Annotated in this window: 18 protein-coding genes; 11 read left to right on the forward strand and 7 right to left on the reverse strand. The window is 66.9% G+C overall.

What is annotated here, in order from left to right; genetic code table 11:
• Positions 1-248: 248 nt before the first annotated feature.
• The gene (locus tag PY257_RS10200) at positions 249-974 is read left to right on the forward strand and encodes a 16S rRNA (uracil(1498)-N(3))-methyltransferase (protein WP_275741370.1); all 726 of its coding nucleotides are present in this window, start codon (positions 249-251) and stop codon (positions 972-974) included.
• A 115-nt stretch (positions 975-1,089) separates the two neighbouring features.
• Here the strand turns inward: PY257_RS10200 and PY257_RS10205 are convergent, their stop codons facing one another.
• Entirely contained in the window at positions 1,090-2,310 is a 1,221-nt protein-coding gene (locus PY257_RS10205; protein ID WP_275741372.1) for a D-amino acid dehydrogenase, read from the reverse strand.
• 340 nt (positions 2,311-2,650) lie between these two features.
• Here PY257_RS10205 and PY257_RS10210 point away from each other — a divergent pair, with 340 nt between their 5' ends.
• On the forward strand, positions 2,651-3,532 hold the full coding sequence (locus PY257_RS10210; protein ID WP_275741373.1) for a transporter substrate-binding domain-containing protein: 882 nt from the start codon (positions 2,651-2,653) through the stop codon (positions 3,530-3,532).
• A 448-nt stretch (positions 3,533-3,980) separates the two neighbouring features.
• Here PY257_RS10210 and PY257_RS10215 read toward each other — a convergent pair whose 3' ends face one another.
• Together PY257_RS10215 and PY257_RS10220 are read right to left on the reverse strand one after the other, a co-directional pair.
• Positions 3,981-4,928 (reverse strand): CysB family HTH-type transcriptional regulator, encoded by a 948-nt coding sequence (locus tag PY257_RS10215; RefSeq protein WP_275741380.1) that lies wholly within the window; start codon positions 4,926-4,928, stop codon positions 3,981-3,983.
• A 221-nt stretch (positions 4,929-5,149) separates the two neighbouring features.
• Positions 5,150-6,229, reverse strand: coding sequence for an aminoglycoside phosphotransferase family protein (locus PY257_RS10220; protein ID WP_275741388.1), 1,080 nt, complete (start codon positions 6,227-6,229; stop codon positions 5,150-5,152).
• Positions 6,230-6,381: 152 nt separating this feature from the next.
• Between PY257_RS10220 and PY257_RS10225 the strand changes: the two genes are divergently transcribed.
• The 3 genes from PY257_RS10225 to rsmA are packed head-to-tail and all read left to right on the forward strand — an operon-like array spanning position 6,382 to position 11,004.
• Positions 6,382-8,784 carry an LPS-assembly protein LptD gene (locus PY257_RS10225; RefSeq protein WP_419095690.1) on the forward strand — a complete coding sequence of 801 codons (2,403 nt, stop codon included), beginning with the start codon at positions 6,382-6,384 and terminating at the stop codon, positions 8,782-8,784.
• Between the two features lie 13 nt (positions 8,785-8,797).
• Positions 8,798-10,198, forward strand: a complete 1,401-nt coding sequence (locus PY257_RS10230; protein WP_275741391.1) for a peptidylprolyl isomerase — start codon at positions 8,798-8,800, stop codon at positions 10,196-10,198.
• A 41-nt stretch (positions 10,199-10,239) separates the two neighbouring features.
• The gene (gene rsmA / locus PY257_RS10235; RefSeq protein WP_275741393.1) at positions 10,240-11,004 is read left to right on the forward strand and encodes a 16S rRNA (adenine(1518)-N(6)/adenine(1519)-N(6))-dimethyltransferase RsmA; all 765 of its coding nucleotides are present in this window, start codon (positions 10,240-10,242) and stop codon (positions 11,002-11,004) included.
• Positions 11,005-11,054: 50 nt separating this feature from the next.
• Here the strand turns inward: rsmA and PY257_RS10240 are convergent, their stop codons facing one another.
• The 4 genes from PY257_RS10240 to PY257_RS10255 all read right to left on the reverse strand — a co-directional run bounded on the left by PY257_RS10240 (position 11,055) and on the right by PY257_RS10255 (position 14,640).
• Positions 11,055-11,186, reverse strand: coding sequence for a hypothetical protein (locus PY257_RS10240; protein ID WP_275741395.1), 132 nt, complete (start codon positions 11,184-11,186; stop codon positions 11,055-11,057).
• 65 nt (positions 11,187-11,251) lie between these two features.
• Positions 11,252-11,653: a barstar family protein gene (locus tag PY257_RS10245; RefSeq protein ID WP_275741397.1), complete on the reverse strand. Its 402-nt coding sequence runs from the start codon at positions 11,651-11,653 to the stop codon at positions 11,252-11,254.
• Positions 11,654-11,757: 104 nt separating this feature from the next.
• Complete coding sequence (locus PY257_RS10250; RefSeq protein WP_419095694.1) at positions 11,758-12,174, reverse strand: guanyl-specific ribonuclease; 417 nt, start codon at positions 12,172-12,174, stop codon at positions 11,758-11,760.
• Positions 12,175-12,330: 156 nt separating this feature from the next.
• Positions 12,331-14,640 carry an NADP-dependent malic enzyme gene (locus PY257_RS10255; protein ID WP_275741399.1) on the reverse strand — a complete coding sequence of 770 codons (2,310 nt, stop codon included), beginning with the start codon at positions 14,638-14,640 and terminating at the stop codon, positions 12,331-12,333.
• A 146-nt stretch (positions 14,641-14,786) separates the two neighbouring features.
• Here PY257_RS10255 and PY257_RS10260 point away from each other — a divergent pair, with 146 nt between their 5' ends.
• The 6 genes from PY257_RS10260 (at position 14,787) to PY257_RS10285 (ending at position 21,284) form a co-directional block, all read left to right on the forward strand.
• Positions 14,787-15,086: a flagellar basal body protein gene (locus PY257_RS10260; protein WP_275741401.1), complete on the forward strand. Its 300-nt coding sequence runs from the start codon at positions 14,787-14,789 to the stop codon at positions 15,084-15,086.
• 86 nt (positions 15,087-15,172) lie between these two features.
• Positions 15,173-16,207: an SPFH domain-containing protein gene (locus PY257_RS10265; protein ID WP_275741403.1), complete on the forward strand. Its 1,035-nt coding sequence runs from the start codon at positions 15,173-15,175 to the stop codon at positions 16,205-16,207.
• 86 nt (positions 16,208-16,293) lie between these two features.
• The gene (locus PY257_RS10270) at positions 16,294-17,808 is read left to right on the forward strand and encodes a DUF4178 domain-containing protein (RefSeq protein WP_275741405.1); all 1,515 of its coding nucleotides are present in this window, start codon (positions 16,294-16,296) and stop codon (positions 17,806-17,808) included.
• A gap of 30 nt (positions 17,809-17,838) precedes the next feature.
• The gene (locus tag PY257_RS10275; protein WP_275741407.1) at positions 17,839-18,060 is read left to right on the forward strand and encodes a DUF350 domain-containing protein; all 222 of its coding nucleotides are present in this window, start codon (positions 17,839-17,841) and stop codon (positions 18,058-18,060) included.
• 27 nt (positions 18,061-18,087) lie between these two features.
• The gene (locus PY257_RS10280) at positions 18,088-19,713 is read left to right on the forward strand and encodes a site-specific DNA-methyltransferase (RefSeq protein ID WP_275741409.1); all 1,626 of its coding nucleotides are present in this window, start codon (positions 18,088-18,090) and stop codon (positions 19,711-19,713) included.
• A gap of 5 nt (positions 19,714-19,718) precedes the next feature.
• A complete protein-coding gene (locus PY257_RS10285; RefSeq protein WP_275741411.1) occupies positions 19,719-21,284 on the forward strand; it encodes an RNA-binding domain-containing protein in 1,566 nt (521 codons plus the stop codon).
• Positions 21,285-21,296 lie beyond the last annotated feature (12 nt).

Genomic DNA, 21,296 nt, shown 5'->3' on the forward strand with positions numbered 1-21,296 from the left:
CAGGCGATTCCGGCGGCCCGGCAAAGCCGGTTCCACGGTATCCCTGGGATTCGGTTGCGCCGATTGGGTGACATGGCTTATTGATCCTGGAAACAGCAGTTGACCGCCGCGTCGTCGCGTCTTGCCTGGCACCCCGATCACGGCACCGGCAGGCGCATCCAACTGCCGTTTCCAGGATAAAAAACCCAAGCCAGCGCCTGGTAATACTGCGGTGCAAGCTATCAATTGCGTAGCGTCACAATCTCGGCATGCCTCGCTTCCACTGCTCCATCCCTTTGCAATCCGGCGTGGCGCTGGCCTTGCCCGACGCCGCCGCGCGTCACGTGCAGGTGCTGCGCCTGCAGCCCGGCGATGCGCTCACGCTGTTCGACGGCCAGGGCGGCGAATACGCGGCCACCGTCACCCGCATGGGCCGCGGCGATGTGCAAGTGCAGGTGGGCGCGCACGTCGCCGTGGAGCGCGAGGCCGCGCGCGCCGTGCACCTAGTGGTCGGCATGCCCGCCAACGAGCGGATGGACTGGCTGGTGGAAAAAGCCACCGAGCTGGGCGCCGCCAGCATCCAGCCAGTGGCGGCGGCGCGCAGCGTGCTGCGGCTGGCGGGCGAGCGGGCCGACAAGCGCCAGGCGCGCTGGCAGGCCGTCGCCGTCGCGGCCTGCGAGCAGTGCGGGCGCAATCGCGTGCCGGTGGTGCATGCGCCGCTGTCTTTGGCCGACTGGTTGGCCGCGCTGCCGGCGGCGCCGGGCGATGGGTTGGGCGCGCGCCTGCTGCTGTCGCTGCGCGCGGGCAGCCGCCCGCTGGCGCAGGCGGCGGGCGCGGCGCTGGCCGTGCATGTGCTGCACGGCCCCGAGGGCGGCCTGACTGTGCAGGAGGAAGACGCCGCCCTGGCTCGGGGCTTCGCGCCCGTCAGCCTGGGCCCGCGCGTGCTGCGGGCCGAGACGGCCTCGGTGGCCGCGCTGGCATGCCTTGCGCTGTGAGAACCTGCCGGTTTCGGGCGGGCAGTTCTGCGACGCGCTGGGCGCGGCTGCGCTGCATTGGGGCCTGAGCGCCGTCTAGGCGCTGGACCTGCTGGGCCGCTGACGAGCCGCCGCGTCAGCCTGCCGCGCCCAGCGCCTGCGCTACCTGCCGCGCCGTGCCGAAGGCCAGCGTGAAGCCCAGCGCGCCGTGGCCCGTGTCGAACAACAGGTTGGCCGGCGCGCCCGGCAGCCGGCCCGCGATGGGCAGGCCCGTGGGCGTGGCCGGGCGCATGCCGGTCCAGGGGTGCACGTCGCCGTCGAGCCCCGCGCAGTGCGGGAACACGGCGCGCGTGGCGTCGCGCAGCGATGCGATGCGCGCCGGCGCGATGGCCGTGTCGCCGCCCACCAGTTCTACGATGCCGGCCACGCGCAGGCGTTCGCCGATGCGCGCGAACACCACCTTGCGCGCGGCGTCGGTCACGCTCACGCGCGGCGCCGCGTCGGGCGCGGCGGTCACGTCCAGCGTCAGGCTGTAGCCCTTGAGGGGGTACACGGGCAGGTACTGCCCCACCTGCCGCCCCAGCGGGTGCGACGCGGTGCCCAGCGCCAGCACAAAGGCGTCGGCCTCCACCGGCCCCTGCGTGGTGCGGGCGGCGACCAGCATGCCGCCGCGCACTTCCAGCCGCGTGACTTCGGCGCCCAGCACGAAGCGTGCGCTGCGCGCGCGCAGCACGCGCTCCAGTTCGCGGCACACCTTCAGGCAGTCGGCAGCGCATTCGCTGGGCGTGTACACGGCCCCTGCGATCTGCGCGCTGGCCTCGCGCAGCGCGGGCTCGATCTGCGCGCATTCCGCGGGGCTGACGATGCGCTGCTCGCTGCCCAGCCCGCGCTGCAGCGCCATCTGACGGCGCGCACCCGCCAGCGCCTTGGCGCCGCGGTAGAGCACCAGCTTGCCGGTGGCAGAGAAATCGCAGTCGGGCTGCACGTCCGCGCGCATGGCCTCGAAGCCCGCGCGGCTGGCCGCCGCCAGCGCCAGCAGCGTGGCCGTGCCGGCATGCGAAGTGGCGGCGTTGCACGCAGCCATGAACTGCAGTACCCAGCGCCACTGCAGCGGGTCGAGCCGGGGGCGCAGCTTGAGCGGCGAATCGGCAGCGAACAGCAGCTTGGGCAACTGGCCCCAGATCGATGGGTCGGCCAGCGGCTGCACGTACGAATAGCTCAACTGCGCGCCGTTGCCGCTGCTCGCGCCCGCGCCGCTGGCCGCGCGGTCCACCACTGTCACCGCGTGGCCCTGGCGCTGGAGCTCATAGGCCGCGGCCAGCCCCACGATGCCCGCGCCCAGCACAACCACCTGCATGTTTCTTCCCCCGTGATGTTGAGCCGACGATGCTAGTGCAGTGTTCAACGCTAAGCAGGACATAAAACGCGCCTTTTGACGCATCGCTTTTATTGGTGCCGCCAAGCATCGAACATTGGCACTAGCGCGCCGCACCCGATTGGCGCATGCCAATAGCACGATGCCCCATGACCACAAGTTATGGCGCCAAGGCTGTGCATGCCGCACCAACGCTGGGACAAGCCCCTGCATTTTGGTAATGGGCAGGGTGCAAAAAGAATTGCCCAGTTCGCCACCGGCTTTTTACACTGGATACTCTCATTGCTTCTCCCATCCACTTCCGCATTTGCAAGAGGTCTCCATGAAACTTTCCGCACTGGCCGCCGCCATCTCGATCTGTGTGACCTGCGCCGCGCAAGCGGGCGACACGCTCGCCAAGGTGGCGCAAAGCGGCAAGCTCACGGTGGCCTACCGTGAATCGTCCATTCCGTTCAGCTACCTCAACGGCCCGGGCAAGCCGGTCGGCTTCTCGGTGGACATCACCCAGAGCGTGATCGACGCCGTGAAGGCCAAGCTCAACAAGCGCGACCTCGAAGTCGAGTGGATGCCCGTCACCTCGCAGAACCGCATACCGCTGGTGCTCAACGGCACGGTCGATCTCGAATGCGGCTCCACCACCAACAACAGCGCGCGCGGCAAGGACGTGGACTTCGCCATCAACCACTTCTACACCGGCACGCGCCTGCTGACGAAGAAGACCTCCGGCATCAAGAACTACGCCGACATCAAGGGCAAGAAGGTCACCACCACCACCGGCACCACCAACTTTCAGGTGATCCGCAAGTACAGCACCGAGAAGGGCCTGGACTTCGACATCATTCTTGCCAAGGACCACGCCGACGCCTTCCTGCTGGTCGAAAGCGACCGCGCCCTGGCCTTCGCCATGGACGACATCCTGCTCTACGGCCTGAAGGCCAATGCCAAGAACCCCGGCGACTACGAAGTGGTGGGCGACGCGCTGCAGGTCGAACCCTACGGCTGCATGCTGCGCAAGGATGACCCGCAGTTCAAGGCGCTGGTCGACGGCGTGATCATCGGCTTGATGAAGTCCGGCGAGTTCGAGAAGAGCTACAACCGCTGGTTCATGCAGCCCATCCCGCCCAAGAACGCCGCGCTCGGCCTGCCCATGAGCCAGCAGCTCAAGGACAACATCAAGAACCCGAGCGACAAGCCGGCGTTCTGACCGGCGCAGCAGGGGCTCGGACGAACATGGCGCACACCAGCAGCGTGCCGGCAGGCATCCAAGGCGGCATGGGGCCTGCCGCTGGTGGACCCGGCCCGGGCGCTGGCCGCCGCGCTGGCCGAGCTGGCGTACGCGGCTTCATCCTGGAAACGGCAGTTGGATGCGCCTGCCGGTGCCGTGATCGGGGTGCCAGGCAAGACGCGACGACGCGGCGGGCTCATGCCCGCAAGGAGGAGCAACGCCGCATGGCGCGCCGAGCGCGGTGCTGGCGGGTGCATGGCGCTCTCATCCACGAGGTGAACCCCATCGGAGCCGGCAACGCTCGATTTCATGCGGCCTGGCGAGGGACGCAAAGTGGTCAACTGCCGTTTCCAGGTTCATAGCCAAATTGGGCTCCAGCGCTTGTTTTGCCTGCGAAGGCAGCTATCTATTTGATAGCTTTTGAACCTCAGATTTTGTAGTCCGAGCCTTCCGCGCCGTTGCCCGCCAGGGCGCCTTCCACCGCCGCGCGGCCCAGCGTGGGCGCGAACGACTCGATGAACGCATAGGTGTAGCCGCGCAGGTAGCTGCCGCGCTTGACCGCCAGCCGCGTGAGATTGATGCCGAACAGCGCGCCGGCGTCGATGGCGCGCAATTGCAGGTCGCGTTCAGCCTCAAACGCGATCGAGGCCACGATGCCCACGCCCATGCCCAGCTCCACGTAGGTCTTGATCACGTCCGCGTCCATGGCCGTCAGCGCGATCTGCGGCGCCAGCTTCTGCTGCGCGAACGCCTCGTCGATGTGGCCGCGCCCCGTGAAGCCCGTGTCGTAGGTGATGAGCGGGTACTGTGCCAGCCGCGCCAGCGTGAGCGGCGCCTCCAGCAGCGTGTGGCCCGGCGGCACGATGACCGCGTGCGTCCAGCGGTAGCACGGCAGCGCCACTAGGTCGTCGTAGAGCGCCAGCGCCTCGGTGGCGATGCCCACGTCGGCCTCGCCCGTCAGCAGCATCTCGGCCACCTGCTTGGGCGAGCCCTGGTGCAGGTGCAGCCGCACGTCGGGGAACTGCGCGCGGAACCCCTGCACCGCCGTGGGCAGCGCGTAGCGCGCCTGCGAGTGCGTGGCCGCGATGGACAGCGTGCCGCTCTTCTGCCCCACGAACTCCTGCCCCGCGCGCCGCAGGTTGTCGCTGCCCAGCAGGATGCCCTCGATGATCGGCAGCACGTGGCTGCCGGGCTCCGTCAGCCCCGTCAGGCGCTTGCCCGCGCGCACGAACAGCTCGATGCCCAGCTCTTCCTCCAGCTCGCGGATCTGCCGGCTCACGCCGGGCTGCGAGGTGTGCAGCACGTTGGCCACCTCGGTCAGGTTGAAGCCACGGCGCACGGTCTCCCGCACGGAGCGCAATTGCTGAAAGTTCATGAAGTAAGAGACCGCATTCAAATAACCGGATTCGATTATTGAATGCGCTTCTTAGACCTTAAACGAATAAATCGTTGGTTGGTTATGGCTGATCTATCTGTGCATGCACTGTCAACGCAGCCTTATGCCCACCGTCTTGCTGGCGCCCAGCCATCCATCCAATGCTACTATTTTTATAGCTTCTATCGCAGTCTGGACCTGCGCTGGAGGCACTTTTTGCCTCAAACCCTGCCGAACGCGAAGCCGCTGGCGGGGAGCATGCCTTCCACCTCGTCGACCAGCCGCAGCAGGCCCGCCAGTTCGCGGTAGCGGCCCGCGGTGGCGCGGATGTAGCCGATGAAGCGCGGCGTGTCGGCCAGGTACCTGGGCTTGCCGTCGCGCAGCGTCAGGCGCGCGAAGATGCCCGCGACCTTCAGGTGGCGCTGCAGGCCCATCCATTCCACGCCGCGGTAGAAGGCGCCGAAGTCCTCGTCCACCGGCAGGCCCGCCTTGCGCGCGGCCTGCCAGTAGCGCACCGTCACGTCGATGACGAATTCCTCGTCCCAGCTCAGGAAGGCGTCGCGCATCAGGCTGGCGATGTCGTAGGTGATGGGGCCGTACACCGCGTCCTGGAAGTCGAGCACGCCCAGCGCGCCGCCCAGCATCAGATTTCTGGGCATGAAGTCGCGGTGCACGTATGCGCTGGGCGCGGCCAGGTTGTGGCGCACGATGGCGGCGAAGGCATGCTCCAGCGTGGCGCGCTGCGCATCGCCGAGCGCCACGCCCTTGTGGCGGGCCAGGTACCAGTCGGGGAACAGCGCCAGTTCGCGCCGCAGCAGCGCCTCGTCATACGGCGGCAGCACGCCGGGGCGCGAGGCGCATTGCCAGGCGACGAGCGCATCGATGGCCTGCTCGTAGAGCGGCAGCGCGGCCTGCGGGTCGGTGGGGTCCAGCACTTCCATCATGGTGCGTGGGCCCAAGTCGCTCAGCAGCATGAAGCCCTGGGGCTCGTCCCATGCCTGGACCTGCGGCACGCGCAGGCCGGCGCCGGCCATCAGGGCCGCCACCTGCACGAAGGGTCGGCAGTCCTCCTTGTCAGGCGGAGCGTCCATGACGATGCGGCTCGCGCCCTGGGTGTCGTCGATGCGCAGGTAGCGCCGAAAGCTCGCGTCCGCCGACGCGGGGCGCAGGCTGGCGGGCAGCAGGCCCTGCTGCGCCGCCAGCGGCGCGAGCCAGTCGTGAAACGCCGCCGCGCGCCGCGGGTCGGCCCAAGCGACAGCGGCGGGCACGCCAGGGGCGGCAGAGGGCTCGGGATGGCTCATGGATAATCCGATTCTACAAATCCATCCCGGGCGCCCGGCGCGTCCGGCGGGCTGCCTGTGCCGCGTGGCGGGCGCCTACCGACTTTCTTGCTGCCTATGTCTTTTGCGCCCCCTCTTCGCGCCCCGCTGCCGGGCTTTCCTGCGTGCGACGAATGCCTGCGGATGCCATGCGTGGCTTGAAGAAGAAGCTGCGCGGCGAGGTGCCGTTCCCGCGCACGCCGGCCTGGCTGGCGGCGGCGCTGCTGGCGGGCGCGCCCGCCGCGGCCTGGGCGCAAGACACCGCCGCCCCGGCGGCCGAGCCGGGCCTGCAGTTGCGCACCAGCCCGCTGCTGCGGGAAGACATTCCGGCGGCGGTGCGGGGCACACTGCCGATGTTCGTGACGGGCGACCAGGTGTCGGGACAGACCGACCTGCAGACAGTGATCGACGGCAACGCCGAGCTGCGCCGCGGCGACACGGTGATCCGCGCCGATCGCCTGGAGTACTACCAGCCCGACGACATGGCGCACGCGCGCGGCAACGTGCACATCAACCGCGCGGGCAATGTCTACGACGGCGACCGGCTGCAGTTGCGGGTGGAGGCATTCGAGGGCTTCTTCACCGACGTGCGCTACCGCTTCCTGAACGAAGGCCACGGCGAGGCCACGCGCGTGGATTTCCTCGACAGCCAGCATTCGGTGGTGACCAACGGCACCTACACCACCTGCCTGCGCCAGGAGGGTCCGAGTTGGCTGCCCGACTGGATCATGCGCGCGGCCACGCTGCGCATCGACCGCGAAGAGGACGTGGGCACGGCAGAGAACGCGGTGCTCTCGTTCAAGGGCATCCCGGTGCTGGCGGCGCCGTCGATCAGCTTCCCGCTGTCGGACAAGCGCAAGTCGGGGCTGCTGCCGCCCACGCTGGGCATCGACAGCCAGAGCGGCATCGAATACACCCAGCCCTACTACTGGAACATCGCCCCCAACCGCGATGCGACGCTCTACGGCGCCGTGATGAGCAAGCGCGGCGTGCAGGGCGGCGCCGAGTTCCGCTACCTGGAGCCCACCTTCCAGGGCGAGGTGCGCGCCGACCTGCTGCCTGGCGACCGCCTGCGCGAGCGCGACCGCTGGGACTTCGCGGCGAAGCATTCGGGCTACCTGACCGGCGTGCTGCCGGGCATCGTCGGCTACGGGCTGACGATCAACCGCGTGAGCGACGACAACTACTGGCGCGACTTTCCGCGCACCTCGCCCTCGGTGACGCAGCGCCTGCTGCCCAACGACTTCAGCGCCTCGTGGGGCTATGGCGATTATTTTTTTACTTCGTTACGCATGCAGAAGTGGCAGACGCTGCAGGACGTGACATCGCCCATCGCGCCGCCCTACGACCGCATGCCGCAATGGCACGCGGCCTATTCGCGCATGGGCTGGGGCGGGCTGGACGTGAACGTAGAAGGCGACTACACCGACTTCCAGGGCGACCGCGCGTTCACGCAGCAGCCCAATGCCCGGCGCAGCTATACGCTGGCGCAGGTCAGCCGCCCCTTCATCGCGCCGGGCTGGTTCGTCACGCCCAAGATGCAGTTGCACGCCACCGACTACCAGTTCGACGGCATGCTCGCCAACGGCCAGCGCACGGCCACCCGCACGGTGCCGACCCTCAGCGTCGACAGCGGGCTGGTCTTCGAGCGCGACGCCAGCTATTTCGGCCGCTCCTTCGTGCAGACGCTGGAGCCGCGCGCGTTCTACGTGTATACGCCGTACCGCGACCAGAGCATGCTGCCCAACTACGACTCGGCAGCCAACGACTTCAACTTCGCCTCGGTCTACACCGAGAACGCCTTCGGCGGTAACGACCGCATCTCCGACAACAACCTGCTCACCCTGGGCGTGACCACACGCCTGTTCGACCCCGACACCGGCGCCCAGGCGGCGAGCTTCGGCATAGCGCAGCGCCTGCGCTTCAAGGACCAGCGGGTCACGCTGCCCAGCGACCCGCCCGTGAGCGAGCGGCTGTCCGACGTGCTGCTGGGCGCATCCCTCAGTTGGGCGCCGCAGTGGAACTTCGACTCCACGGTGCAGTACAACCCGAAGACGAGCCGCTCCATCCGCTCCACCATCGGCGCGCGCTACAGCCCCGGCAACTACCGCGTCATCAGCGCCGCCTACCGCCTGCAGCGCGACAGCAGCGAACAGATCGACGTGGGCTGGCAATGGCCGCTCAACGACCTGTGGGGCGACCGCGGCAAGGATAGGGGCCCGGGCCGCGGCCTGGGCGGCGACCGCTGGTACAGTGTGGGCCGCTTGAACTACAGCATGCAGGACAAGAAGCTCGTCGATACCGTGGTCGGCATCGAGTACGACGCCTGCTGCTGGATCGGGCGCGTCGTGTTCGAGCGGCTGCAAAACACGGTGTCCTCGTCGAACACGCGCATTCTGTTCCAGCTCGAGTTCTCGGGCTTCACGCGCGTGAGCCTGGGTTCCAACCCGCTGTCCAGCCTCAAGCAGAATATCCCCGGCTACCAGTACCTGCGCGAGCAAGTCACCACGCCCAGCCGTTTCAGCAACTACGACTAGTTCTTCACACACCATGAACCCTCGTGCCGTTTCCGCGATCGTCCTGGCGTGCATGGCCCTGGGGGCCATCGCCCCCGACACGCATGCCCAGGGCCTGCGCCCCTCCAACGCGGGTTCGGGCACGGGCCTGGGCCTGCCGCGGGGGGCGGGCAGTACCACCATCGCAGCGACCCTGCAGCAGGCCGACTACATCGTGGCGGTGGTCAATTCCGAGCCCATCACCAACAACGAAGTCCTGGAGCGCCTGCGCCGCGTCGAGCAGCAGATGGCGCAGCAGCAGGGCGCATCCGCGTCCATGCCGCCGCGCGAGGTGCTGGCGCGCCAGGTGCTGGAGCGGCTCATCAACGAGAAGGCGCAGCTGCAGTTCGCGCGCGAGAGCGGCATCCGCATCGACGACCTCGTGGTCGACCAGGCCGAGCAGAGCGTGGCGCGCCAGAACCAGATCGACGTGCCCGAAATGCACCGCCGGCTGGCCGCGGACGGCATATCGCTCGACCGCTTCCGCGGCGAACTGCGCAACCAGATCACGCTGACCCGCCTGCGCGACCGCGAGGTCGAATCGCGCGTGAAGGTGAGCGACTCCGACGTGGAGCAGTACATCCGCGAACAGCAGAACTCGTCCGACGCCACGGGCATGCAGGTCAACCTGGCCCACATCTTCGTGCGCGTGCCGGAGGACGCGACGCCCGTGCAGGCGTCGGAGCTGCAGGCCAAGGCGCAGGATGCGGCGCGGCGCATCCGCGCGGGCGAGGATTTCGGCGCACTGGCGCGCGAGTATTCCGATGCGCCCGAGCGCGTCAACGGCGGCATCCTGGGCCTGCGGCCCGCCGACAATTACCCGCAGTTGTTCATCGACACCACGCGGAGCCTGCGCACAGGCGAAGTCGCGGGGCCCGTGCGCTCGCCTGCGGGCTTCCACATCCTGAAGGTACTGGAGCGCGAGCGCCTCGGCATGCCGGCCACCGTGGTCACACAAAGCCACGCCCGCCACATCCTGCTGCACCCCGGCGCGCGTCTGACCGAAGCCGAGGCCGCGGCGCGCCTGGAAGACTACAAGCGCCGCATCGCCGCAGGCCTGGCCGACTTCGCGGCGCTCGCGCGCGAGTACTCGCAGGACGCCAGCGCCAAGGCCGGCGGCGACCTTGGCTGGGCCTCGCCCGGGCAGTTCGTGCCGGAGTTCGAGGATGCGATGGATGCGCTCGCCCCTGGCGAGATCAGCGACCCGGTGATCTCGCGCTTCGGCGTGCACCTGATTCAGCTCATCGAGAGGCGCCAGACCACGCTGAGCCCGCGCGAGCAGCGCGAGATGGTGCGCAACATCGTGCGCGAGAAGAAGCTCGACGAAGCCTTCGCCAACTGGGCGCAGGAGGTCCGGGGCCGCGCCTACGTGGAATACCGCGAGCCGCCGCAATAAGAAGCCATGGCCGCGTCGCCTGCAGCCGCCCGGCAACCCGCATGAAACATATCCCTCGCAAGCGGTTCGGCCAGCACTTCCTGGCCGACGCCGGCATCATCGCCGCCATCGTGCGCGCCATCGCGCCGCAGCCCGGCCAGCCCATGGTGGAGATCGGCCCGGGCCTGGCGGCGCTCACGCAGCCGCTGGTGGAGCGGCTGGGCCGCCTGACCGTGATCGAACTCGACCGCGACCTGGCCGCGCGCCTGCGCGCGCGCCCGCAGCTCGACGTGATCGAATCCGATGTGTTGAAAGTGGACTTCGCGCAGGTGGCGAAAGCGCTTGGCGCTATCAAAATAAGAGTGGCTGGCAACCTGCCCTACAACATCTCCACGCCCATCCTGTTCCATCTGCTGCGGTTCGTCGACGCCATCGAAGACCAGCACTTCATGCTGCAGAAGGAAGTGATCGACCGCATGGTCGCCGCGCCCGCCTCCGCCGACTATGGCCGCCTGTCGGTCATGCTGCAGTGGCGCTATGCGATGGAGAGCGTGCTGTTCGTACCGCCCGCGAGCTTCGAGCCGCCGCCGCGCGTGGACAGCGCCGTGGTGCGCATGGTGCCGCTGGCGGCACCCGCTGCGGTGCCGCAGGCGCTGCTCGAAGAACTGGTGCAGGTGGCGTTCAGCCAGCGCCGCAAGCTGCTGCGGCATACGCTGGGGCGCTGGCTCGAAGCGCGCGCCTTCACGGGCTCGTTCGACGTGCAGCGCCGCGCCGAGGAGGTGCCGGTGGACGAATACCTGCGGCTGGCGAAGTCGCTGCAAGAATGAGACTGCCACCTGTTCAAGCCCGTACGCGTGAGCTGCTTCGGGGGCTTGAACTACGCCGCGGCGAGCCAGTAGCCTGCGTTGAAGGGGCTGCTCATGCGCAGCGCCAGGGGCGACACATCCACCAGCTTGTCGGTAGGCATCCTCTCGCCATCCTCGGTCACCAGCAGGGCATGGCGAGCCACTGCATGGCGGTGTTCATCGTGGGCCTCGTTCGCCCGTTCTGCTTGGCCGGCTGGTGCAGAACGGGCTACAGAAAAGAATAGAAGCATCGGAACGGCACTTTGCGGTCGCTCCAGTAGTCCGCCGCATCGCGGAAGATGTCGAGCAACTGCTCGCGCGCCTCCTTGTCGAACTTGGCATGCGCCGGAATCTGTTCGAGCACGACCACGAAGCCCGGCTGCGGGCCCGATTTATGCAGAGGATCGGTCATGCAGTCGTACAGCGCGTCGAAGTTCTTGCCGAAGTGCGCCGGGAAGGTGAACTGCGCGGCGATCATCTCGAGCACGTCCTGCTTGGACTGCGCGTTCGCAAGGTTGGCGTACAGGAAGTGATGGCCCAGCGCGTGGGCCGCTTCCTGCAGGTCCTGCACGCGGTACGCGCGGATCGACTGCACGATGTTGGTTCTGACACTACGAAGTGGTGTATCCATCTCCGCTTCTCTTTCCTTAAGGTCCAAAATTTTCTCCGCCGGACCGCGCTGTGCGGCCAGCCATGCGAGTGGCGACGTGGCGGCCGCAAACGCAGCGTGCATATTCATTCGATGATCTGGCTAAAGCTCGCGTAATGGTTGCCCGTGTAGTAGCAGACTTCAGGCGACACGGGCCGCCAGCCTCCGCAAATGATGCGGCGCGCGCCCCGGTCACGGGAGCGCGGCGTCTTCACGGTATATTCGCGGTAGTAGCCTCGCTTAAACACTGGCAGAAGTCGTTCCCGGTTGCCGAAGACCGCGCCATCCTTGTCGAAGGGAAACGGCCCGCCGCGGCGGATCAGTGCATAGGTTTCATGCGCCTGCGGCGGCAACTGAGCCAGCGCGACCGACGCAACGGGAGTGTCCGCAAGCACCTCGCGAGCCCGCACCATCGTGGGGCCAGCCAGACATGTCACGCCCAAAAAAAAAGCAAACGCACTACGTCTGCACTTGTCCATCCAGGCTGCCGTGGCCTCGCACATCAAAACACACACCTTCCAGAAACCACGGGTTAACCCGGAATTCCAAAGCAGTAGTGTGACGGAATTGTCGCGCGAATGCAAGCAACTGCCCATCTTTTAGGCAGCACATCTCTCGGCACGCAAGCATCAAGTCAGCGCTTGCTTTCGCTGAAAAGCTTATCGGACAACGTTGGCATCGGCCACGGTAAGCGCTGCCATATTCACGATGCGGCGCACCGTGGCGCTGGCTGTCAGGATGTGCACGGGCAGGGCCGCGCCCAGCAAAACGGGGCCGATGGCGATGTTGCCGCCCGCCGCCGTCTTCAGCAGGTTGTAGGAGATGTTGGCTGCATCGATATTGGGCAGCACAAGCAGGTTGGCGTCGCCGGTAAGCGTGCCGTGGGGCATGGTGAGGTGGCGCGCGGCACCGTCGAGGGCCATGTCGCCGTGCATTTCACCGTCCACCTCCAGCCAGGGCGAATGCTCGCGCAGGATATCCAGCGTCTGGCGCATCTTCACGGCGCTGGGCTGGGTGCTGCTGCCAAAGTTGGAGTGCGACAGCAGGGCCACCTTGGGCTTGAGGCCGAAGCGCACCATCTCCTCGGCGGCCATGGTGGTGATCTCGGCGAGCTGCTCGGCGCTCGGATCGTAGTTGACATGCGTATCCACCAGGAACACCTGGCGGTCGGGCAGCAGCAGGCCGTTCATGCAGGCGTAGGTGTTGGTACCTGGACGCTTGCCGATCACCTGGTCGATATAGCTCAGGTGCATGGCGGTGTAGCCCCAGGTGCCACAGATCAGGCCGTCGACCTCGCCCTTGTAGAGCAGCATGGCGCCGATCAGCGTCAGGCGCCGGCGCATCTCGATCTTGGCCATCTGCACCGTGATGCCGCGGCGCTCGGTCATGCGGTGGTAGGTCTGCCAGAAATCGCGGTAGCGGTGGTCCTGCTCCACGTTCACCACGTCGTAGTCCACGCCTTCCTTCAGGCGCAGGCCGAACTTCTCGATGCGCTGGGCGATGATGGCGGGGCGCCCGATCAGCGTGGGGCGGGCCACACTCTCGTCCACCACGATCTGGGCGGCGCGCAGCACGCGCTCCTCCTCGCCCTCGGCAAAGGCCACGCGCTTCTTGGACGCGCACTTGGCGGCGGTGAAGATGGGCTTCATCGTCGTGCCCGAGGCGTAGACGAAGCTTTGCAGCCTCTCACGGTAGGCGTCCATGTCCTGGATCGGACGCAGCGCCACGCCGCTGTCGGCGGCGGCCTGGGCCACGGCGGGGGCGATCTTGATCATCAGGCGCGGATCGAACGGCTTGGGGATCAGGTAGTCCTTGCCGAAGGCCAGCGGCTGGCCCGCGTAGGCGGCGGCCACCACCTCGCTCTGCTCGGCCTGGGCCAGCTCGGCGATGGCATGCACCGCGGCGATCTCCATCTCGTCGGTGATGGTGGTGGCCCCCGAATCGAGCGCGCCGCGGAAGATGTAGGGGAAGCACAGAACGTTGTTGACCTGGTTCGGGTAATCAGTGCGGCCCGTGGCCATCACGATGTCGCCGCGCACCGCATGGGCATCCTCGGGCGTGATCTCGGGATTGGGGTTGGCCAGCGCGAAAATCACTGGATTGACCGCCATCTTGGCGACCATGGCGGGCTTGAGCACGCCGCCAGCGGACAGGCCCAGGAATACGTCGGCCCCCTCGATGACTTCGGACAGGCTGCGCGCCACGGTCTTCTGCGCATACTGGATCTTGTCGTCATCCATCAGCTCGGCGCGGCCTTCGTAGACCACGCCGGCCAGGTCGGTCACATAGATGTTCTCGCGCTTCAGGCCCACCTTGAGCAGCAGGTTCAGGCATGCAAGCGCCGCCGCGCCCGCGCCGGAGGTGACGAGCTTGACCTGGCCGATGCCCTTGCCCACCACCTTCAGCGCATTGACCATGGCCGCCGCGACCGTGATGGCCGTGCCGTGCTGGTCATCGTGGAAGACGGGGATGTTCATGCGGCGGCGCAGCGCACGCTCCACGTAGAAGCAGTCGGGCGCCTTGATGTCCTCTAGATTGATGGCGCCAAAGGTGGGCTCCAGCGCGGCGATCACCTCCACGAGCTTGGCCGGGTCCTTCTCGGCGATCTCGATGTCGAACACGTCCACGCCGGCGAACTTCTTGAACAGCACGCCCTTGCCCTCCATCACCGGCTTGGAAGCCAGCGGGCCGATGTCGCCCAGGCCCAGCACGGCGGTGCCGTTGGTGATGACCGCCACCAGGTTGCCGCGGCTGGTGTACTTGAAGGCCGCGTTCGGGTCCTTGACGATCTCCTCGCAGGGCGCGGCCACGCCGGGCGAGTAGGCCAGCGCCAGGTCGCGCTGGTTGATGAGCTGCTTGGTGGGGGCGATCGCAATCTTGCCCGGCACGGGTAACTCGTGGTACTCCAGCGCGGCGCGGCGCAGCTCTGCGCGTTTTTCTTCGGCGGTGTTGGGGGTGATCTGGGCCATCTGGCGACTCCTCTGCTTGGCAGCTCGGGGAAAGCCGTTGCGCCTTCCCCTTGTAGGGACAGCGATTGTAGGCCGCGCTTGCGCGCGAAGCCGCCTGGGGCCGACAATGGCACGCATCGCACACCCCGCCACGGCCACGCACCATCATGACCAGCCTTTCCAGCATCGCCCTGTCCGGACTGCAGGCCGCGCAGCTGCAGATGGACAGCTCCGCCCACAACATCGCCAACCTGAATACCGAGGGCTTCCACCGCCAGACGGTGGAGCAGCAGGCAGTGCCTGACGGTGGCGTGCGTGCCAGCACGCGCAGGGCCGATGCCGCGGGCAGCGCATTGGCCGAAGACCTGGTGAACCAGGTGGCGGCGGGCTACGCCTACAAGGCCAACCTGCGGGTCATCGAAACCGAGCGCCGCATGGCCGGCGCGCTGCTCGATGCGCGGGCCTGACGACGCCCGGCGCGCGCCCGCCCAGGCCACCGGGCCCCATTGGCTATGATGGCCGCACTCTTCCAACCGCAACGAGGGACACTCCCATGGCACTGATGGACTTCATCAAGAAGCAGTTCATTGACATCATCCAGTGGACCGAGGAAGGCGACGGCACGCTGGCCTGGCGCTTCCCGATGCGCGACATGGAAATCCAGAACGGTGCCTCGCTGACCGTGCGCGCCTCGCAGGTGGCGGTGTTCGTCAACGAGGGCCAGGTGGCCGACGTGTTCGCGCCCGGCATGTACAAGCTCACCACGCAGACGCTGCCGGTACTCACCTACCTGAAGAACTGGGACAAGCTGTTCGAATCCCCGTTCAAGAGCGACGTGTACTTCTTCAGCACGCGCCAGCAGGTCGACCAGAAATGGGGCACGCCCCAGCCCATCAGCATCCGCGACAAGGATTTCGGCGCCGTGCGGCTGCGCGCCTTCGGCAACTACAGCTTCCACGTCGCCGACGCCAAGCTGTTCCACACGCAGATATCGGGCACGCGCGACGCGTACACCGTGGCCGATCTCGACGGCCAGTTGCGCGGCCTGGTGATGCAAAACATCAGCGCGGCAATAGCCGCCAGCGGCATCCCGTTCCTGGACCTCGCGGCCAACCAACTGCAGTTCGCGCAGGCCCTGTCAGCGCAACTGCAGCCCGAGTTCGCCAAGCTCGGCCTGGGCCTAGACGCCATGACGGTGCAGAGCATCTCACTGCCCGAGGAGCTGCAGAAGATCCTCGACCAGAAGATCGGCATGGGCATGGTCGGCGGCGATATGGGCCAGTTCATGCAGTACCAGACCGCGCAGGCGATCCCCAAGTTCGCCGAGGGCGCGGGCCAGGGCGGCGGCATTGCGGGCGACGCCATGGGCCTGGGCGCGGGCGTGGCGCTGGGCCAGGTGCTGGCGCAGAACCTGCAGACCGGCCTGCAAGGCGGCGCGCCGGCCGCGGCCCAGCCGCCCGCCGCCGGCGTGAAGCCCGAGGACGTGATGGCCACGCTGGAGAAGCTCGGCGACCTGAAGGCCAAGGGCATCCTGACCCAGGAAGAGTTCGACGCCAAGAAGGCCGAACTGCTCAAGAAGCTCATCTAACCTTGCAGCTATGGTTTTCATAGCTGCTCGCGCTTGTATATCAAGCGCTGGAGGCCAAAAACGCCTAAAGCTTTTGCGCGTGCGCCATGGCTGAGGAAGCGCCCGGCACCCAGCGCCATTACCGCGCGCCCTGCCCCGGCTGCGGTGCGCCGGTGGAGTTCCGCAGCGCGCAGTCGGCCTACGCGGTCTGCGGCTATTGCCACAGCACCGTGGCGCGCAGCGGCGAGGTGCTGTCGCGCATCGGCAAGATGGCCGAGCTGTTCGACGACCACAGCCCGCTGCAGCTCATGGCCAGCGGGCGCATTGCGCTGGCCGGGCAGGACACGGCCTTCACCCTCGTGGGCCGGCTGCAGTACAAGGCATCGGTCGGCACCTGGACCGAATGGAGCGCCATGCTGCCCGATGGCACGCTGGCCTGGCTCGGCGAGGACAACGGCGCCTATGTGTTCTCGCAGCCCCAGCCGCCGCACAAACCGCTGCCCGCGGCCTCGGCCTTCACGGTCGGCAAGTCGGCCACGATCAACGGCAAGCCCTACGCCATTGCCTTCAACGAACAAGTCGCGCTGATCGCCGCCGAAGGCGAGCTGCCCAAGCTGCCGCCGCTGGGCCAGGCTTTCGCCATGGTGGAGCTGCGCAGCGCCGACGGCGAGGTGCTGAGCCTGGACTACGGCAGCACTCCGCCCGCCGCGAGCCTGGGCCGCGCGGTGCGGCTGGAGGATTTGCGTCTCACCGGCCTGCGCGACGAATCCGCGCGCGACGAGAAAGCCCGCCAGTTCAACTGCCCGCACTGCGGCGCCCCGGTGCAGGTGGCGCTGGCCAGCACCAGGAGCATCACCTGCGGCAGTTGCCACAGCATCATCGACCTGGGCAGCGGTGTCGGCGGCGAGCTGCGCAGCGCACTGCAAGACGAGCCCGTGCAGCCGCTGATCCCGCTGGGCAGCATGGGCCTGCTGCAGGGCGCGCGCTGGCAGGTGGTAGGCTTCCAGCACCGCATGGGGCTGGCGCCAGGCGACGACGAGCAGTTCGGCTGGACCGAATACCTGCTCTACAACCTGCAGCGCGGCTTCGCCTTCCTGGTCGATTCGCAAGAGGGCTGGAGCGTGGTGGCGCCGACCACCGGCGCGCCGCTGGTCAACGAGGCGCGCGGCACCGCCGTCTACCAGGGCACGGTGTACCAGCAGCAATACGCCTACCAGGCCGAGACCACATATGCCGAGGGCGAGTTCTACTGGCCCGTGGCGCGCGGCCAGAAGACCAGCAACCGCGACTACGCGGCGGGCAACAAGCTGCTATCGATGGAGCGCACGCCCACCGAAGTCACCTGGTCGGCCGGCAGCCGCATCGCCAGCGACGCGGTGGCGCAGGCATTCAAGCTCGACGACAAGAAAGACCTGCTCAAGCGCAGCGACCCCGCGCCGCTGTCGGCGGCCAAGGGCGTGGGCTGCGGCACCATCGTCCTCGTGGTATTCGTCGTCATGGTCCTGCTGATCCTGCTGACCACCTGCAGCACGCGCTGCGACCCGCGCTATGAGAACTGCGCCGCCTCCCGCACCTCGGGCGGCTCGTACGGCGGCTTCTCCACCGGCGGCGGGCACAAGTAAAACCCTTTTTTCCCACTGGAGGTATCCACCATGTTCGGCGTTGAATGGCTCCGGCCCGCATCCTTCCTAGGCTCCATCCTCTACGCGCTGATCGGCGTGGCGGTGTTCTGGCTCAGCTTTGTCATCATCGACAAGATCACGCCCTACGACCTGTGGCGCGAAATCATCGAAAAACAGAACAAGGCCCTGGCCTTGGTGGTGGCCGCCATGTGCCTGGGCATCAGCATCATCGTGGCGGCGGCGATCCACTAGGCAGCCGACGCTGCCCGCACCGCCCCCATGCCCACCCTCGACTGGATCAACCGCTCCGCCGCCTTCGCCGCCACCGCCCAGGTGCCCTACCGTTTGCTGGAGACTGCCTCCACCCACGGCGACGCGCAGGCCGCGCAGAGCAACCTGTTGATCCAGGGCGACAACCTCCAGGCCCTCAAGGCCCTGCTGCCGTTCCACCGGGGCCGGGTCAAGTGCATTTTCATCGACCCGCCCTACAACACCCAAAGCGCCTTCGAGCACTACGACGACAAGCTGGAGCATGCGCAGTGGCTCAGCATGATGCTGCCGCGCCTGCAACTGCTGCGCGAACTGCTGGCCGAGGACGGCTCGATCTGGGTGACGATCGACGACAACGAGGGGCATTACCTCAAGGTGCTGATGGATGAGGTGTTTGGGCGGGGGAATTTTGTGGCGAGTTGCGTTTGGCAAAAGCGCTACTCGAGAGAAAACCGTGAAGCTATTGGCGATGTGCATGACTACCTTCATGTGTATGCACGTAATCCAGAGCGTTTCAAGCGCGAGCGCAATCTAGTCCCTATGAACGAGGAGCAGGCCAAGGTTTACCGTAATCCCAATAATGATCCACAAGGGCGCTGGCGTCCTGTGCCGATGACGGCACAGGCTGGCCACGCCACGCCAGAACAGTTCTACGAAGTCGTCACACCCAGCGGCATATCGCATTTCCCTCCAGACGGACGGTGTTGGGGCATCGCCAGGGCCACCTATGAACGCTTACTTGCAGAAGGCAGGATTTACTTTGGCAAGAATGGGGATGCACAGCCCAACATCATCCGCTACCTGTCAGAAGTACCGGGGCTGGCTCCCTGGACATGGTGGCCATCGGAAGAAGTAGGTCACACCGACGAAGCAAAAAAAGAAGCGAACACTCTTTTCGGCGGCGAAACCAGCTTCGGAACCCCCAAACCCGAACGCCTGCTCCAACGCATCCTCCACATCGCCACCAACCCCGGCGACCTTGTTTTGGACAGCTTCCTCGGCTCCGGCACCACGGCCGCCGTGGCGCACAAGATGGGCCGGCGCTGGGTCGGCATCGAGATGGGCGAGCATGCCGCCACGCATTGCCTGCCGCGCCTGCAAAAGGTGCTGGACGGCGAGCAGGGCGGCATCAGCCAGGCCGTGGGCTGGCAGGGCGGCGGCGGCTTTCGCTTCATGCGCCTGGGCGCGCCGATCTTCGACGCCGATGGCTGCATCCACCCCGAGGTGCGCTTTGCCACGCTGGCGGCTTTCGTCTGGCAGCAGGAAACGGGCATGGCCTTCGACCCCACCCAGGGCCGCAGCGGCACGCCCTACCTGGGAACGCACTCTGTTTTTGATAGCTGCCAGCGCCCGCCGGACGGGCGCGAGGGCCCGATTTCACCTGAAACCCCGCTGCCGCACAGCCGCACGGCCTATTACCTGCTGTTCAACGGCATCCTGGGCGACCGGCGCCCCGCGGGCGGCAACGTGCTCACGCGCGCCGTGCTGGACGCGCTGCTGGCGCTGCATGCCGGCACGGCACACCCCGATGCGCCGCTGGTGGTCTATGGCGAGGCGTGCCGCCTGGGGCCGCAGAGCCTGGCGCGCGCGCGGGTGACGTTCAAGCACATTCCGTATGACGTGAAGGCGGGGTGAGGGAGATGCAGGATTTCGACACTGCCGCAGAGCTTCAGCACTGGCTGGCCACTCACTTTCCACGGGAGAACGAACGCCACGAATGGAAGGAGTGGCAATCGCTCAAGTCGAACATCTCGGGCCGCAAGGGCGAGGACCTGGTTTCCTACGTGAGCGCCCTCGCCAACATGGAGGGTGGCTGCGTGGTGATCGGCGCGCAGGATGGGACGCTCGCGCCCACGGGCATTCGAGATTTTGCCGGTTACACGCTGGAGAACGTGGTGCACCGCGTACTGGGCAAAACGCCGGGCCTGCCTTCGATGGGGCTGCATGTGCAGGAACTGCATGCGGGCGATACGGGGGCTGTGGTGTGGCTGGTGCATGTGCCGCGCCACGCACCGCGCGTACTGGTGCTGGCGCACGACAAGGCCTGGCAGCGCGATGGCGACAGCCTGGTGGAACTGCGCGAAGACCGGCGCCGCGCCATCCTGGCCGAGCATCTGGCGGGCGAGGACTGGAGCGCAGCCATGGTCTCGGGGGCTACGCTGGCTGACCTGGATGAAGCCGCCATTGCCAAGGCGCGCGAGAAGTTCTTTGAACCTGGAAGGCACCAGCGCGAGGATTGGGCTGCGCAGATACCGCAGTGGAGCGCAGAGAAGCTGGCGGCCGAGCGGGTGGCCGAGCATTTTCACCCGCCTTTTTTACTGACGACCACCAAGGTGGCGCAGTCCATCCGCAACCCCAACATCAAACTGTTTCCGGCCAATGAACTGCTGGCCGTGACCCTGCCGCGCTACGACACGAACACGGTGCTGCTGGAAGGCTTGCACAACTGCCTGGCGCACCAGGACTATGCACAGTGCGGGCGCGTCGTGGTGGAGGAATCCGTGGGGATGGTGCGCATGACCAACTTGGGTGGTTTTTTCGACGGCCAGCCCGATGACTACGCCAGCGGCGTGCGCACGCCCGAGCGCTACCGCAACGAGCGCTTGGCCAAGGCCATGGCCGAGGTGGGCATGATCGACAAGGTGGGCTTCGGCATTCACGACATGGTGCTGGCGCAGCGGCGGCGCTTTCTGCCGCTGCCGGACTACGAGGGGTCTTCGCCCCTGCGCACGGTCTTCAACGTCTATGGACAGGAGATCGATGAAAACTACAGCCATTGGCTGATGGAGCGCACCGACCTGCCCATCGAGCATGTGCTGTGGCTCGACCGCGTGCAGAAAAAGCGCAAGCTGGATGTGGCGCAGGTGGCCGAGCTGCGGCGGGTGGGCCTGATTGAGGGGCGCAGCCCCAAGCTGTATATCTCGGTCCAGTTGGCCGTGGCGCTGGGGCAGGAAGTGGAGTACCTGGACAACAAGGGGCTGGATGCCAAGCACTACAAGGCTCTGGTGCTAGATCTGTTGGTCCTGGGGCCGCAACGCCGCACCAAGATCAATGCCATGTTGCTGCCGAAGCTGCCTGCCTCTATCGCCTCGGATCACAGTCGCAAGGTCTATATAAAAAACCTGTTGCAAGACATGGTGCGTGAACACCTGATTGAAAACGCGGGCGGTGCCACCAATGCGGCACTGTGGCGGCGCAGGCCATGAGCTGGATTGGAT

It is taken from the genome of Curvibacter soli (genome assembly GCF_029211125.1).
Taxonomy (GTDB): domain Bacteria; phylum Pseudomonadota; class Gammaproteobacteria; order Burkholderiales; family Burkholderiaceae_C; genus Curvibacter_A; species Curvibacter_A soli.